This window comes from Flavobacterium panici (genome assembly GCF_024499525.1).
GTDB classification, from domain to species: Bacteria; Bacteroidota; Bacteroidia; order Flavobacteriales; family Flavobacteriaceae; genus Flavobacterium; species Flavobacterium panici.
Genome location: NZ_CP100437.1, coordinates 4,356,740 through 4,371,887 on the forward strand (window position 1 = coordinate 4,356,740; position 15,148 = coordinate 4,371,887).

At 33.2% G+C, this 15,148-nt stretch carries 14 protein-coding genes; 12 read left to right on the top strand and 2 right to left on the bottom strand.

The features are described from left to right. Positions 1-51: 51 nt before the first annotated feature. From hisG to hisIE, 10 genes are all read left to right on the top strand, one after another. Positions 52-909 carry an ATP phosphoribosyltransferase gene (hisG, locus tag NLJ00_RS18335; protein WP_073481274.1) on the top strand — a complete coding sequence of 286 codons (858 nt, stop codon included), beginning with the start codon at positions 52-54 and terminating at the stop codon, positions 907-909. Between the two features lie 152 nt (positions 910-1,061). Then, positions 1,062-2,360 carry a histidinol dehydrogenase gene (gene hisD, locus NLJ00_RS18340; RefSeq protein ID WP_256634891.1) on the top strand — a complete coding sequence of 433 codons (1,299 nt, stop codon included), beginning with the start codon at positions 1,062-1,064 and terminating at the stop codon, positions 2,358-2,360. 82 nt (positions 2,361-2,442) lie between these two features. Then, positions 2,443-3,492: a histidinol-phosphate transaminase gene (gene hisC / locus NLJ00_RS18345; RefSeq protein ID WP_256634892.1), complete on the top strand. Its 1,050-nt coding sequence runs from the start codon at positions 2,443-2,445 to the stop codon at positions 3,490-3,492. Between the two features lie 178 nt (positions 3,493-3,670). Beyond that, complete coding sequence (gene hisB / locus NLJ00_RS18350) at positions 3,671-4,807, top strand: bifunctional histidinol-phosphatase/imidazoleglycerol-phosphate dehydratase HisB (protein ID WP_256634893.1); 1,137 nt, start codon at positions 3,671-3,673, stop codon at positions 4,805-4,807. An 89-nt stretch (positions 4,808-4,896) separates the two neighbouring features. After that, the gene (locus NLJ00_RS18355) at positions 4,897-5,247 is read left to right on the top strand and encodes a nuclear transport factor 2 family protein (RefSeq protein ID WP_256634894.1); all 351 of its coding nucleotides are present in this window, start codon (positions 4,897-4,899) and stop codon (positions 5,245-5,247) included. A gap of 68 nt (positions 5,248-5,315) precedes the next feature. Beyond that, positions 5,316-5,897 carry an imidazole glycerol phosphate synthase subunit HisH gene (gene hisH, locus NLJ00_RS18360; protein WP_256634895.1) on the top strand — a complete coding sequence of 194 codons (582 nt, stop codon included), beginning with the start codon at positions 5,316-5,318 and terminating at the stop codon, positions 5,895-5,897. A 124-nt stretch (positions 5,898-6,021) separates the two neighbouring features. Further along, the gene (hisA, locus tag NLJ00_RS18365; RefSeq protein WP_053471455.1) at positions 6,022-6,747 is read left to right on the top strand and encodes a 1-(5-phosphoribosyl)-5-[(5-phosphoribosylamino)methylideneamino]imidazole-4-carboxamide isomerase; all 726 of its coding nucleotides are present in this window, start codon (positions 6,022-6,024) and stop codon (positions 6,745-6,747) included. Positions 6,748-6,844: 97 nt separating this feature from the next. Then, positions 6,845-7,600, top strand: a complete 756-nt coding sequence (hisF, locus tag NLJ00_RS18370; protein WP_256634896.1) for an imidazole glycerol phosphate synthase subunit HisF — start codon at positions 6,845-6,847, stop codon at positions 7,598-7,600. Between the two features lie 21 nt (positions 7,601-7,621). Beyond that, a complete protein-coding gene (locus NLJ00_RS18375) occupies positions 7,622-8,170 on the top strand; it encodes an STM3941 family protein (protein ID WP_256634897.1) in 549 nt (182 codons plus the stop codon). A gap of 58 nt (positions 8,171-8,228) precedes the next feature. Next, on the top strand, positions 8,229-8,828 hold the full coding sequence (hisIE, locus tag NLJ00_RS18380; protein ID WP_332022907.1) for a bifunctional phosphoribosyl-AMP cyclohydrolase/phosphoribosyl-ATP diphosphatase HisIE: 600 nt from the start codon (positions 8,229-8,231) through the stop codon (positions 8,826-8,828). 188 nt (positions 8,829-9,016) lie between these two features. Here hisIE and NLJ00_RS18385 read toward each other — a convergent pair whose 3' ends face one another. Then, on the bottom strand, positions 9,017-9,715 hold the full coding sequence (locus tag NLJ00_RS18385; RefSeq protein WP_256634899.1) for a carbohydrate-binding family 9-like protein: 699 nt from the start codon (positions 9,713-9,715) through the stop codon (positions 9,017-9,019). Between the two features lie 114 nt (positions 9,716-9,829). On the opposite strand from NLJ00_RS18385, the gene NLJ00_RS18390 reads away from it, so the two are divergent. Both NLJ00_RS18390 and NLJ00_RS18395 read left to right on the top strand, forming a co-directional pair. Next, a complete protein-coding gene (locus NLJ00_RS18390) occupies positions 9,830-11,485 on the top strand; it encodes a M1 family metallopeptidase (protein WP_256634900.1) in 1,656 nt (551 codons plus the stop codon). 147 nt (positions 11,486-11,632) lie between these two features. Then, positions 11,633-13,288 carry a M1 family metallopeptidase gene (locus NLJ00_RS18395; RefSeq protein ID WP_256634901.1) on the top strand — a complete coding sequence of 552 codons (1,656 nt, stop codon included), beginning with the start codon at positions 11,633-11,635 and terminating at the stop codon, positions 13,286-13,288. A gap of 283 nt (positions 13,289-13,571) precedes the next feature. On the opposite strand, the gene NLJ00_RS18400 is transcribed toward NLJ00_RS18395, so the two are convergent. Then, entirely contained in the window at positions 13,572-15,116 is a 1,545-nt protein-coding gene (locus NLJ00_RS18400; RefSeq protein ID WP_053474510.1) for a hypothetical protein, read from the bottom strand. Positions 15,117-15,148 lie beyond the last annotated feature (32 nt).

Sequence of the window (15,148 nt, forward strand, 5' to 3'; positions counted from 1 at the left end):
TTTTATACCAATTCTTTGTACTCAAACTATTAATCTAACAAAAAAAGAAAAATGAGTACTTTAAAAATTGCAATTCAAAAATCGGGTCGTTTAAACGAAGACAGCATTCAAATCCTAAAAGATTGCGGTATTTCAATCAACAACGGAATCGATCAGTTAAAAGCCGAAGCTTCAAACTTTCCTCTTGAAGTTTTATACCTAAGAAATTCAGATATTCCGCAGTATTTAATTGACGGAGTAGTAGATTTAGCGATCGTTGGCGACAACCTTTTAGTAGAAAAAGGAAAAGAAATTGAAGTCGTACAGCGATTAGGATTTTCAAAATGCAAAGTTTCTGTTGCCGTTCCTAAAACCTTCGAATACAATTCAATTCAGGATTTAGCAGGTTTAAGAGTCGCAACTTCTTACCCAAATACAGTTAACGAATATTTCAATTCTTTTGGGTTAACAGTAGATATCCACCAAATTTCAGGTTCTGTAGAAATCGCACCAAACATTGGACTTGCCGATGCCATTGTCGATATCGTTTCAAGCGGAAGCACTTTATTCAAAAATAACTTAAAAGAAGTTGAAGTGATACTGAAAAGTGAAGCAGTTTTAGCCGTTTCACCAAAAGTTTCTCCAGAAATTCAAAAACACATCGACACCTTAAAATTCAGAATACAATCAGTTTTAAGAGCGAGAAATTCAAAATACATCTTGATGAACATTCCAAACGAGAAAATCGACGCAGTTGGAAAAATCCTTCCGGTTTTAAGAAGTTTAACCGTTCTGCCATTAGCGCAGGAAGGCTGGAGCAGTGTTCACTCTGTAATTGACAAAGACACTTTTTGGGACGTAATCGATCAATTAAAAGAAGTTGGAGCCGAAGGAATTTTAGTTTGCCCAATTGAGAAAATGGTATTGTAAAAACAAAATTTCAATTTTTAAATTCCAAATTCCAATTCTCGACAACAGCTTTGCGAACTTAGCGTTTTCTAAAACAAAAGAATAGAAAAAAAACCTTGCGAACTTTGCGGTAAAAAAAAACACAAAGTTTAGCGGTTAAAAAAAATACAAGCATGAATAAGATAGACAATCCAAAACCAGATACCTGGTCTGAAATATTAAAAAGACCAACCCAAACGATTGATGATATTGAAGTTACGGTAAAAGAAATCTTCAGAGAAGTACAGAAAAAAGGAGATGAAGCCGTAGCAAAATACACTTCAATTTTTGACGGAATCACTTTAGAAAATTATGAAGTTTCTGCTGCAGAAGTAAATGAAGCAATTGCATTGATTCCAAATGAATTAAAAGAAGCAATTCAGTTAGCAAAAGACAATATCTACAAGTTTCACAGTGCTCAAAAAACAGAAAGGATAGAAGTTGAAACTATTGAAGGTGTAAATTGCTGGCAGGAAAAAAGACCAATTCAAAAAATAGGATTATATATTCCGGGTGGAACAGCACCGTTATTTTCAACCGTTTTAATGCTGGCAGTTCCGGCTGAAATTGCAGGCTGCAAAGAAATTGTGTTGTGTTCGCCTCCAGATAAAACAGGAAAAATAAATCCGGCGATTTTGTATGCTGCCAATTTGTGCGGTGTAACTAAAATATTAAAAGTAGGCGGAATCCAGGCAATTGCAGGAATGACCTTTGGGACAAAATCAATTCCAAAAGTTTATAAAATTTTCGGTCCCGGAAATCAGTTTGTAACTGTGGCAAAACAATTGGCGACACAATTTGGAGTTGCAATCGATATGCCGGCCGGTCCATCAGAATTATTAATTGTTGCCGATGACACTGCAGTTCCAGCCTTTGTAGCATCTGATTTATTGTCGCAGGCAGAACACGGAACAGACAGTCAGGTAATTTTAGTTTCGACTTCAAGAAAATTAATTGACCAAGTTGAAAAAGAAATTCAATCACAGATAGAAGTACTTCCAAGAAAAGCAATCGCCATAAAAGCAATCGAAAATTCGAAATTAATTTATGTCGAAAATGATCAAATCGCATTAGATTTAATCAACGAATATGGTCCGGAACACTTTATTATCTGCTCACAATACGATGATTTCTACTGTAACGGAATTGTAAATGCAGGTTCGGTTTTTATTGGAAATTATACTCCTGAAAGTGCCGGAGATTACGCTTCGGGAACAAATCATACTTTGCCAACAAATGGTTATGCTAAAAATTACAGTGGTGTAAATCTGGATAGTTTTATGAAATCAATGACATTTCAAAAAATATCTGAAAAAGGAATCCAAAACATCGGAAAGGCAATTGAAATTATGGCTGAAGCCGAAGGATTACAGGCGCACAAAAACGCAGTAACACTTCGTCTGAAGTCCTGCGAGGTTTCCAAAACCTCGTAGGTTTAAATAAATTTTCGATTTATAACCTTAATGAATAATACCTACAAGGTTTTGAAAACCTTGCAGGAGCAAAACTTAGAAAATGAATACTTTCGATATAAATACAATTACACGTGAAAACGTAAAATCTTTAAAACCTTATTCGTCTGCAAGAGATGAGTTTGAAGATTTTGATACCGCCGAAATGATTTTTTTGGATGCCAATGAAAATCCGTTTCAAAATGGTGTAAACCGTTATCCGGATCCGCAGCAGAATTCGGTTAAAGCAATTTTAGCTAAAAACAATAACACAAAGCAAAGTCAGATTTTATTAGGAAACGGGAGTGACGAAGTTCTGGATTTGATTTTCAGAGCTTTCTGCGAACCAAAAATTGACAATATCATCACGCTTCCGCCAACATACGGAATGTACAGCGTTTTGGCGAATATAAACGCAATCGAAAACAGAGAAATTCTGCTGACAAATGATTTTCAGCCACAAGTTGAAAAGATTCTGGAAGCCGTTGATGAAAACACAAAAATCATCTTTTTATGTTCTCCAAATAACCCAACGGGAAATTCTTTTTCTGATGAAAGCGTGGTAAAACTGCTTCAAAATTTTAATGGTTTGGTTGTGATTGACGAAGCTTATATTGACTTTTCGGACAAAGAAAGCTGGTTAATCGAAATTGACGAATATCCAAATTTGATCATTACACAAACACTTTCAAAAGCGTATGGTATGGCTGGAATTCGTTTAGGAATCTGCTATGCATCAGAAGCAGTTATTTCGGTTTTAAATAAAATAAAACCGCCATATAATGTAAACGAATTAACACAGCAAAGAGCAAAAGAACGTTTAAAAGATTCTGAAAAAATAAAACAAGAAATAGCTTCAATTATTGAACAAAGAGAAGAATTACTTAAAGTATTACTTGAAATTGATTTTGTAGAGAAAGTTTATCCAACAGAAGCCAATTTTATTCTGGCAAAAGTGGATGACGCAAACAAAAGGTACAATCAATTAATTGAAAAAGGAATCGTAATTCGTAACAGAACAACACAGCCTTTATGTGAAAACTGTCTTCGTTTTACAATTGGGACAAAAGAAGAAAATGCTGCTGTAATTAAAGAATTAAAGTTATTGAAGTAAAGATATAGGCCACAGATTACACAGATTAAACGGATTATTTTTTATTCTGTTTGTGTTTAAATTTTCGCCACGAATTGCACGAATTAACACGAATTGAATTAGTGAAAATTAGTGTAATTCGTGGCAAAAGAAAAATCCATTTAATCTATGAAATCTGTGGCAAAAAAAAATATAAACCATGAAAAAAGTACTTTTTATCGATCGTGACGGAACGATTGTTTTAGAACCTGAAAATTACCAATTAGACAGTTTAGATAAACTGGAATTTTATCCAAAAGCCTTTCAATATCTGGCTAAAATTGCCAATGAATTAGATTACGAACTAGCAATGGTAACCAATCAGGATGGATTAGGAACGGATAGCTTTCCTGAAAATACGTTTTGGCCAACGCAGAATTTCATCTTAAAAGCCTTTGAAAACGAGGGCGTTGTATTTGATGAGATTTTTGTTGACAGAACTTTTCCAGAAGAAAATGCACCAACACGCAAACCAAGAACTGGATTATTGACTAAATATTTAAATAATCCAGAATATGATTTAGAAAATTCTTTTGTTTTAGGAGATCGTTTGACAGATGTTGAATTGGCTAAAAATCTTGGTGCAAAAGCAATTTTCATGAATATGACAGATGGAATTGGAAGTAATGAAATTTCATCAAAACGTGAGGAATTAAACGATACAATTATTCTGCAAACAACAGATTGGAAAAGGATTTATGAGTTTTTGAAACTAGAAGCGCGTTCTGCATCAATTACGCGTAAAACAAACGAAACAGATATTTACATCAACTTAAACCTTGACGGAACTGGAAAAAGTAAAATCGATACCGGAATTGCTTTTTTTGACCATATGTTAGATCAAATTTCGCGTCATGGTCAAATGGACTTGGAAATCCTTGTAAAAGGCGATTTAGAAGTTGATGAACACCATACAATCGAAGACACGGCAATTGCTTTAGGTGAAGTTTTCGCAAAAGCCTTAGGAAATAAACTAGGAATTGAGCGTTACGGATTCTGCTTACCAATGGACGATTGTTTAGCACAGGCTGCGATTGATTTCGGCGGAAGAAACTGGCTGATCTGGGAAACCGAATTTAAACGTGAAATGGTCGGAAAAATGCCAACAGAAATGTTCTACCACTTTTTCAAATCATTTACAGACGGCGCAAAAGCGAATCTTAACATTAAAGCAGAAGGCATAAACGAGCATCATAAAATTGAAGCTATTTTTAAAGCTTTCGCAAAAGCCATAAAAGTAGCCGTAAAAAGAGATACCGAAAAGATGATTTTGCCTTCAACGAAGGGGATGTTGTAAGTGTAATTGTTTCAAGTTTCAAGTTTGAGGTTTCACGTTAAGTAGAGAACTTGAAACCTGAAACCTGAAACAAAACAAACCAAAAAAATATGAACGCTGATAAATTTGCAAAAGCCTGGATAGAATCCTGGAATTCTCATGATTTAGACGATATCATGAAACATTATTCTGAAGATATTGAAATTACGACACCAATGATAAAACTCGCTGCGGGAATCGAAAGCGGTTCGCTGCACGGAAAAGAGCAAGTCAGAGCGTATTGGGAGAAAGCTTTACATAAAATTCCAGACTTGCATTTTGAATTGATCGAAGTAACTTCAGGAGTTGATTCTGTTGCACTTTATTACAAATCAGTTATGAACAAAATGGCAATTGAAGTCATGTTTTTTAATGAAAACGGATTGGTAAACAAAATGATAGCTCATTATACGGATCTATAAAGTAAAAAGTGTTAAATGATTTTAAGATTGAAGAGAAATCTAAAATCTAAATCTAAATCTAAAATAAATTGAAAATAGTAATTATAAATTACGGAGCAGGAAATATTCAGAGCATTATGTTTGCTATTGAAAGACTGGGTTTTAAAGCTGTTTTGAGTAATAATCCAGAAGAAATTCAGGCGGCAGATAAAGTGATTTTCCCTGGCGTTGGCGAGGCAAGTTCGGCAATGGCAAAGCTTCGCGAAAGTGGTTTAGACAGTTTGATTTCGAATTTGAAACAGCCTGTTTTGGGAATTTGCCTTGGAATGCAGTTGATGTGCAATTCATCTGAAGAAGGAAATACAAAAGGTTTAGGGATTTTTGATGTTGATGTTGTGAAATTTTCAAATCAGGTAAAAGTGCCGCAAATGGGCTGGAATCAGATTTATAACTTAAAATCGGATTTGTTTGCAACTATTCCGGAAAATGAATTTATGTATTTGGTTCATAGTTTTTATGCACCAAACTGCACAGAAGCCATTGCAACAACAAATTACGATTTAGAATATGCATCGGCTTTACAAAAAGACAATTTTTACGGAACTCAGTTTCACCCCGAAAAAAGCGGTGCTGTTGGGGAAAAGATTTTGGAAAACTTTTTAAAAATGTAAATTTTAAAATTCCAATTTCTTAAATCCCAAATTCCAAATTGCAATATCAAAAATCAATTTCAATCAAAATGTCAGTTTAGAAAATAATCTAAAATCTAAACTCTTAAATCTAAAATATCAAAACATGAGAATAATACCAGCCATAGATATCATTGACGGAAAATGTGTTCGTTTGTCCAAAGGTGATTATGATACCAAAATAATTTACAACGAAAATCCGCTTGAAGTAGCGAAATCATTTGAAGCACACGGAATTGAATATCTGCATTTAGTAGATTTAGACGGCGCAAAATCAAGCAAAATTGTCAATTATAAGATTTTGGAACAAATTGCGTCACAAACCAGTTTAAAAATTGATTTTGGCGGTGGATTAAAATCGGATGATGATTTGAGAATTGCTTTTGAAAGCGGTGCAAATCAAATTACTGGCGGAAGTATTGCTGTAAAAAACAGAGCAATTTTCGAAAAATGGATTTCAGAATACGGTTCGGATAAAATTATTTTAGGCGCTGACGCAAAAGAGGAGAAAATCGCTGTTTCGGGCTGGTTAGAAGATTCAAATGAAGATTTGATTCCGTTTATTCAGGATTATCAAACTAAAGGAATTCAGTATGTTATTTGTACTGATATTGCAAAAGACGGAATGCTTGAAGGTCCAAGTTTTGATTTGTACGGTAAAATTTTAGAAGAAGCAAAAGGTGTAAAACTAATTGCTTCGGGCGGAATTTCAACTTTTGATGAATTACCAAAACTGGCTGAATTAGGGTGCGAAGGAACAATTATAGGAAAAGCGATTTACGAAGGAAGAATTACATTAAAGCAACTTGAAAATTATATTTTAAATAAATAAGATTATTTCGCAAAGATGCGCAAAGCAAAACGCAAAGATTCACAAAATTTTGCGTAGCTCTGAAAATCTTTGTGAATCTCTGTGAAACAACAAAAAAATGTTAGCAAAAAGAATCATACCCTGCTTAGATATAAAAAATGGAAGAACTGTAAAAGGCGTTAACTTTGTTGACTTGCGCGATGCGGGAGATCCTGTAGAATTAGCAGAAATTTACTCGGCAGAAGGTGCAGATGAATTGGTATTTCTCGATATTTCGGCAACAGAAGAACGTCGCAAGACGCTGGTTAATATGGTGCGAAGTGTAGCGGAAAAAATCAATATTCCGTTTACGGTTGGCGGTGGGATTTCGTCTGTTGAAGATGTTGAAATTCTGCTGAATAACGGAGCAGATAAAGTTTCGATAAATTCATCGGCAGTAAAAAATCCGCAGTTAATTAATGATTTGGCTCAGAAATTCGGAAGTCAATGTGTTGTAGTCGCAATCGATGCCAAACAAATTGACGGACAATGGATTGTACATTTAGTGGGCGGAAAAGTACCAACAGAACTAAATTTATTCGATTGGGCTGTAGAAGTTGCAGAACGCGGTGCGGGCGAAATATTATTCACATCAATGGATAACGACGGAACTAAAAATGGTTTTGCAAACGAAGCTTTAGCTAAATTATCAACCTTAATCAATATTCCGATAATTGCTTCGGGCGGAGCTGGAAATATTCAGCATTTCGTAGATTCATTTAAAGAAGGAAAAGCAGATGCCGCTTTGGCAGCGAGTGTTTTTCACTTTAAAGAAATTGAAATAAAAGCTTTAAAAGAAGAGCTTAGAAATAACGGTATTGAAGTTAGACTTTAGAGAGATAGATAATAATTGTTTATGGAAGATAAAGAAAGTATAGAAGTTTTTGGAAGTACGGGTAAATTGATAAAACTATTGTTTTTTTCAATCTTATTTTTAATTGTCAGCCTTTGGATATTAGTATATCAGCCTACTGTTCGTAATGCAGTCGTTAATAATTTTATAATAAAAAATGTTGCTTCAATTTTAGGTCTATTCATGGGATTGTTTGGAATCTATTTCAGTACAAAAAAGTTATTTGATAAAAAACCAGTCGTTGTTATTGATGCTATTGGAATTATAGATAATTCATCAGCAGTATCGCTTGGGAGAATTTTATGGGAAGACATTGATGCAATTAAAGAAATTACAGTTGTAAATCAAAAATTCATTAAAATTTATCTTAAAAATCCTGAAGATTATATAAGTAAAGAAACTAATGTGATTAAAAGGAATATGATAAAAATGAATTTAAAGCAATCAGGCTCTCCTGTTAGTATTTCAGTTAATGGACTAAAAATATCTTTTAATGAGTTGAAGGACATATTAACACAAAAATTTGAAGAAATTCAATCAGTTAAAAATTAAAACAAATAATTATGAGTTTAGAAATTAATCTAAAATCTGAACTCTAAAATCTAAAATAATAATGAACATAGATATAAAAAGCGCACACGGATTAATTCCGGCGATAATTCAGGATTCTGAAACAAAAAATGTTTTGATGCTGGGTTATATGAACGAAGAATCGCTTCAAAAAACAATAGAAACACAAAAAGTAACATTCTTCAGCCGATCCAAACAAAGACTTTGGACAAAAGGCGAGGAGAGTGGTAACTTTTTAAATCTGGTAAGTATTAAAAATGACTGCGACGGCGATACGCTTTTAATTCAGGCAAAACCTGTCGGGCCAACATGTCACACGGGCGCAGATACATGCTGGCAGGAAGAAAACAAAGAAAATTACGGTTTCATTTCTCAACTGGAAAACACAATCAAAATCCGCAGAGAAAATGCCGATTCTGAGAAAAGTTATGTAGCTTCTTTATTCGAAAAAGGAATCAATAAAATTGCCCAAAAAGTAGGCGAAGAAGCTGTAGAAGTTGTTATCGAAGCAAAAGATGATAACGATGATTTATTCCTTAGCGAAAGCGCTGATTTACTTTTTCATTATTTGATTTTATTGCAGGCAAAAGGTTTTCAGTTGAATGATGTTGTTGATGTTTTGAAAAAACGTCAGAAATAAATTAATATTCTTTAATAGAAGAATGTCAGACTGAGCGAAGTCGAAGTCCCGCAAAGTGATTCAGCAAACGGGACTTCGACTTCGCTCAGTCTGACAAAAATTACGGTTAACAAAAAGAGAAAAAAATCCGTATATATCCGCGCTTTCGCATAGCGAATCCGTATCATCCGCGTGCCATCTCGCAATACTTACTCCACAAACTCAAAAACTGCAAATTCTTCTGGGTGATGAAACCCAAACTTTAAACTTTTATAATCCTGTAAAGCAAGATATTCGGTTGTATTACCGTAATCAATTCTAAAAGTATTGGCTTTCCATTTTGTACCCATTTTTGGTTTAGAGAAATTTCCATTTTCGATTTTTTCTAAGCTTGAAAAAGGGATTTTAATTTCGGTATCAAATCCTTCAGGAGTTATTTTGCTGACAGCTTCCAATCCTTCAATATCAAATTTCATTGCCGTTTTCCAGCCTCCGCATTCAGGAGAAATACACTTTATAAGCATATCATAATTGGAAGAAAAAGCATTTATACCAATTTCAAGATAGTTTTTTCCATCGCCATCCGGATCAATAAAAACTTCTACTAAATCATCAGCTTCATAGATTTTAGAATCTTTTTTTTGAGACTTTCCAACTATTTTAGAATCTACGGAATGATAGGCGATATATAGGTTTTCATCATTCCACGAAAGTGAAACCATTGTGTTTTGAGTAGCTTTTTCACCGGAATTATGAATTACAAACGGACCTAAAAAAGGTGTTTTCCAATCGGTTAAATCTCCGTCAATCGTTATTTTATCGTTTGTTTTATGAACAGGAAATGTCTGGGAATAATTATGTATTGAATACAGGAATGTCAAAAGGTATAAAAACGAGCTAAATTTCATAAAACGGGTAATTTTAGCTAAAATAAAAAAACAATACTGTTTATGAATACAAATCTGTAACATAAATTAAAAAAATATACTAATATTATAACTAATTCAAAAACTTAATTTATAATGAAAAAATACGTTGGAAGTGTTATAGCAGCTTTTCTAATTGGTTTTTCTGCCAATGCTCAAGGACTTATGAATAAGTCTGAAACCGTTTTTACACATCAGGATACTTTACGCGGAAGCATTACAAAAGAAAGAGCCTGGTGGGATTTGAAATATTATCATCTGGATATAAAAGTAAATCCTGCAGATAAAACAATAACAGGTTCAAATACCGTACGTTATACTGTTTTAACGGAAAATAGCAGAATGCAGATCGATTTGCAGGAACCAATGAAGATTACGAAAGTAATGCAGAACGGAAAAGAATTAAAATTTGAAAGAGACGGAAATGCATTTTTCATCACTTTAACTGAAAGTCAAAAAATTGGCGAAACTAAAGAAATTATAATTTCTTTTGGTGGAGTGCCTAAAGAAGCCGTAAGACCGCCTTGGGATGGAGGAATTACTTGGCAGAAAGATAAAAATGGAAAAGATTTTATCGCTTCATCTTGTCAGGGTTTAGGCGCTAGCGTTTGGTGGCCGTGTAAAGATCATATGTATGATGAAGTTGAAAATATGTTAATCAGCGTGAATGTTCCGGGACATTTAATCGATGTTTCAAATGGAAGATTACAAAGCGTAAAAAAACAAAAAGACGGAACTAAAACCTTTAATTGGTATGTTTCGAACCCAATTAATAATTACGGTGTCAATATCAATATTGCAGACTACGTTAATTTTTCTGAGAAATTTAAAGGAGAAAAAGGCGATTTAGACTGTAATTATTATGTTTTGAGAGATAATCTTGAAATTGCTAAAAAACACTTTCAGGATGCTCCAAAAATGCTAAAAGCTTTTGAAAGCTGGTTTGGACCTTATCCGTTTTACGAAGACAGCTATAAATTAGTCGAAGTTCCGTATTTAGGAATGGAACACCAAAGTTCTGTGACTTACGGAAATGACTTTCAAAATGGTTACAAAGGAAACGATATGAGCGGAACAGGCTGGGGATTAAAATTTGATTATATTATTATTCATGAGTCTGGACATGAGTGGTTTGCAAACAATATTACGTATAAAGACATTGCAGATATGTGGATTCATGAGAGTTTTACAACTTATTCTGAATCGCTTTTTATTGAGTATTATTACGGAAAAGACGCTGCAAATGAATATATAAGAGGAATTAGAAAAGTGATTACCAATAAAAAGCCAATTATTGGTTATTATGATGTAAATGTTGAAGGATCTGGCGACATGTATCCAAAAGGAGCAAATATAATTCACACCATTCGTCAGGTTATAAATGATGATGCCAAATTCAAATCGATTTTGAGAGGAATGAATAAAACTTTTTACCATCAAACAGTTACTACAAAACAAATTGAAGATTATATAAGTAAAGAGTCAGGAATCAATTTTAGTCCGGTTTTTGATCAGTATTTAAGAACGGCTCAGGTTCCAACTTTTGAATATTATATTAAAAATCAAAAATTGGTTTATCACTGGATCAATTGTGTAGAGAATTTTGATCTTCCTTTAAAAGTTACTTTAAACGGTGTTGAAACATGGTTAAAACCAACAACAGACTGGAAAGCAGAAAATGTAAAGGACGATAAATCAACTTTGGTTGTTGATAAAAACTTTTACGTGACAGAGTTTAATATCACCAATTAAACTTCGGAAATAATTAAAATTTGAAACCCAATAAATTTCTTATTTATTGGGTTTGTTTTTTGAGGAAGAAATCATAAAATTTTAGAAATCTTAATCCGAATGTTTACATTTGTTGCAGATTGATTTCAAAATAATACCATTTTACTAATGAAAAATTACTTCGGAAGCATTTTTACTGCTTTTTTAATTGGTTTTACTGCCAATGCCCAGGGACTTCTTAATAAAGGAGAAACAGTTTTTACACATCAGGATACTTTACGCGGAAGCATAACAAAAGAAAGAGCGTGGTGGGATTTAAAATACTATCATCTTGATGTAAAAGTTAATCCTAAAGAAAAAGCTATTTCGGGTTCTAACACAGTTCGTTATACTGTTTTAACAGAGAATAACAGAATGCAGATTGATTTGCAGGAACCTATGAAAATTACGAAAGTAACGCAGGACAAGAAAGAATTAAAATTTGAAAGAGATGGAAATGCGTTTTTCATTACTTTGAATGAAAAGCAAAAGGTTGGCGATACCAAAGAAATCGTAGTTTATTTTGAAGGAAAACCAAAAGAAGCGGTAAGAGCGCCGTGGGATGGTGGATTTTCCTGGAAAAAAGATAAAAACGGAAAAGATTTTATTGCAACATCTTGTCAGGGTTTAGGTGCCAGCGTTTGGTGGCCAAACAAAGATCACATGTATGATGAAGTAGAAAATATGTTAATCAGCGTGAATGTTCCGGGTGATTTAACGGATGTTTCTAACGGAAGATTACAAAGTGTTAAAAAAGAAAAAGACGGAACAAAAACTTTTAATTGGTATGTTTCAAACCCAATTAATAATTACGGTGTAAACATTAATATTGGTGATTACGTTAATTTCTCTGAAGTTTATAAAGGAGAAAAAGGCGATTTAGATTGTAATTATTATGTTTTAAGAGATAATCTAACTTTGGCAAAAGAGCAGTTTAAAGATGCTCCAAAAATGCTGAAAGCTTTCGAAAACTGGTTTGGGCCTTATCCTTGGTATGAAGACAGTTATAAATTAGTAGAAGTTCCGTATTTAGGGATGGAACACCAAAGTTCTGTAACATACGGAAACCAATATAAAAATGGTTATTTAGGACGTGATTTAAGCGGAACCGGCTGGGGATTAAAATTTGATTTTATCATTATTCACGAATCTGGCCACGAATGGTTTGCCAACAATATTACGTACAAAGATATTGCTGATATGTGGGTTCACGAGAGTTTTACAAATTACTCTGAAAGCCTTTTCATTGAATATTATTACGGAAAAGACGCTGCAGCTGAATACATTATTGGATGTAGAAAAAACATTAAAAACGATACGCCAATTATCGGACATTATGATGTTAATAATGAAGGTTCTGGAGATATGTATCCAAAAGGAGCTTCAATGCTGCACATGATTCGTCAGGTAATTAATGATGATGCAAAATGGAAATCGATTTTAAGAGGTATGAATAAAACGTTCTATCACCAAACAGTTACTGGTAAACAAATTCAGGATTATATCAATGAGCAATCTGGAATTAACTTCAACAGAGTTTTTGCACAATATTTAACTACAACACAAATTCCGGTTTTTGAATACATGTTTAAAAATGGAACTTTTGGATATCACTGGACAAATTGTGTGGCTAAATTTGATATGCCGGTTAGAGTTAAAATAAATGGTGTTGAAACCTGGTTAAAACCAACAACAGAATGGCAGTCTGAAAAAACAACTAATGAAGATAGAAAAGTAGAAGTTGATAAAGATTTTTATGTTACGACTTCGAATATTATAGAGTAAATTTTTAAATTCCAAAATTTAAATCCCAAATTCCAATTGTTGGAGTTTGGGATTTTTTCGTAAAGTTTTGTCATTTCGACCGAAGGGAGAAATCGCACTAGTATTTCCGCAAAGAAATTCGCCAATCTTTGTAGAGTTTCGATTGCGATTTCTCCCTTCGGTCGAAATGACAAATAGTACGTCGTAATTGTGCGCAGAAACCTTTGTCAAAGTTTAAAACTTTGACAAAGGTCGTAACGTAAACTATTTGGAATTTGGAATTTTAAAAAATTGGAATTTAAAATCAACGGCTGTTAAGCTTCGCTTTTTCCTTAATAATATCCGCAATTTTTCGATTCTCAATTTTGCTTTCAAGCCATGAAATAATATCAAGATACAGGAATGCTCTTTTTTCGTAAGTATTCTTTTCAAGCTCTACAAAACGAGCGTGCATTTTTTTGAATTCCTTTTTAATATCCGCAGGGTAGAAGTTGTTCAGGTTTCTTAAAAACTTGATGATTTCCTTTTGAACTTCGTGTAAGTCATTCATTTTCAATAAGAACTTATACGTGCTTTTCAGGTGATTTTCTAAATAATAATCCTTACCTAATTCATAATGCGCAATTAAAGACAAAAGTCTTGCGAAGCACATTAAATCCTCACGCATGGTTAAGTTCTTGTTGTTGATGATTTTATCTAAATAAAGAATACATTCATTGTATTTTTCATTTCCAAAATAAATAGAAGCAATTTTATAGAAAAACAACATTTCGTGATGTTCATCAAGATGTTCGCTGTGCAGTTTTATTTTTTCTAAAATCTCCGGAATCAAATATTCGCTTTCGGCAAAAGTACCTTCCAGAATGTGTAAATTCAACTTATTGTTGTAAACATATAGAAATGATAGTGATGCAATGTTATCGTTTACCGGAAATTTTGGATCCTGAATAGTTTCTTCTAAAAGTGAAAGATATCTTTTAAAATTAGACGTATATTTCAGCATATAAAGCGATTCCAAGAAATAGTGATTTCCTTTTAAGAAAAACACCGGATTCAGGTAAATCATATTCGGATTATCATAAAAAAGCTGAACCCATTTATAAGCAAACTTATAACTTGCTAAAAAGTCCTGAACCAGGAAACTGCGCCATAAATTAGCGTTGTAAAACCAATACTTTTCACGGAAACCAAATTTAGTTTCGTCAAGCTTAGCAATATGTTTGTTGAAATAATCGTCAATATATTTATACTCTTCATCGCTTTTTACGTAACCGGTTTTCAGCATTATTCCGTATAATTGAAGCGATAAGTTCGATAATTTACTGGAAATCGTATTTCGGTAATTTAATTCTTTGGCCTGAATAACAAGTTCGTCGGCGCGGCCCTGAATACTTCGGGTAATATATTGCGATTCTATCAGTTTTTCGAACTCAACAATTTCATACGCCATGTATTTTTCGTCATTTTCTAAAGCCTGCTGTTTTGTTTTGTCCAGAATTTTTAAACTCTGTTTATACAAACCTTTATTATATAGAATCACAGCAAAATCAATTTGTTCACGCAATTGATAACGAATGTTCTGGCTCGGAATATTCAAACGAATACTAACTAAAATTTGTTTGTATAAGTATGATTTTAAGTTAGATAACTGGACTTTTTTGATGATTCCGCTCTTCAAAATCAGCTTTTCATCATAGGTTTCAGACTTATCTAAAATATTGAATAATTCAATGAATTTAGTATTCGAACTTGTTTCTAATCGGCTTGCAAAAATTTTAAACTGCCTTTTTTCAGATTTGGAAAGTGATTTTATCAGAACAAATAAGAAATCTTTTTGATGGTTAGCCATTGTAAAAAATAATAATATAACTTATTGATTAT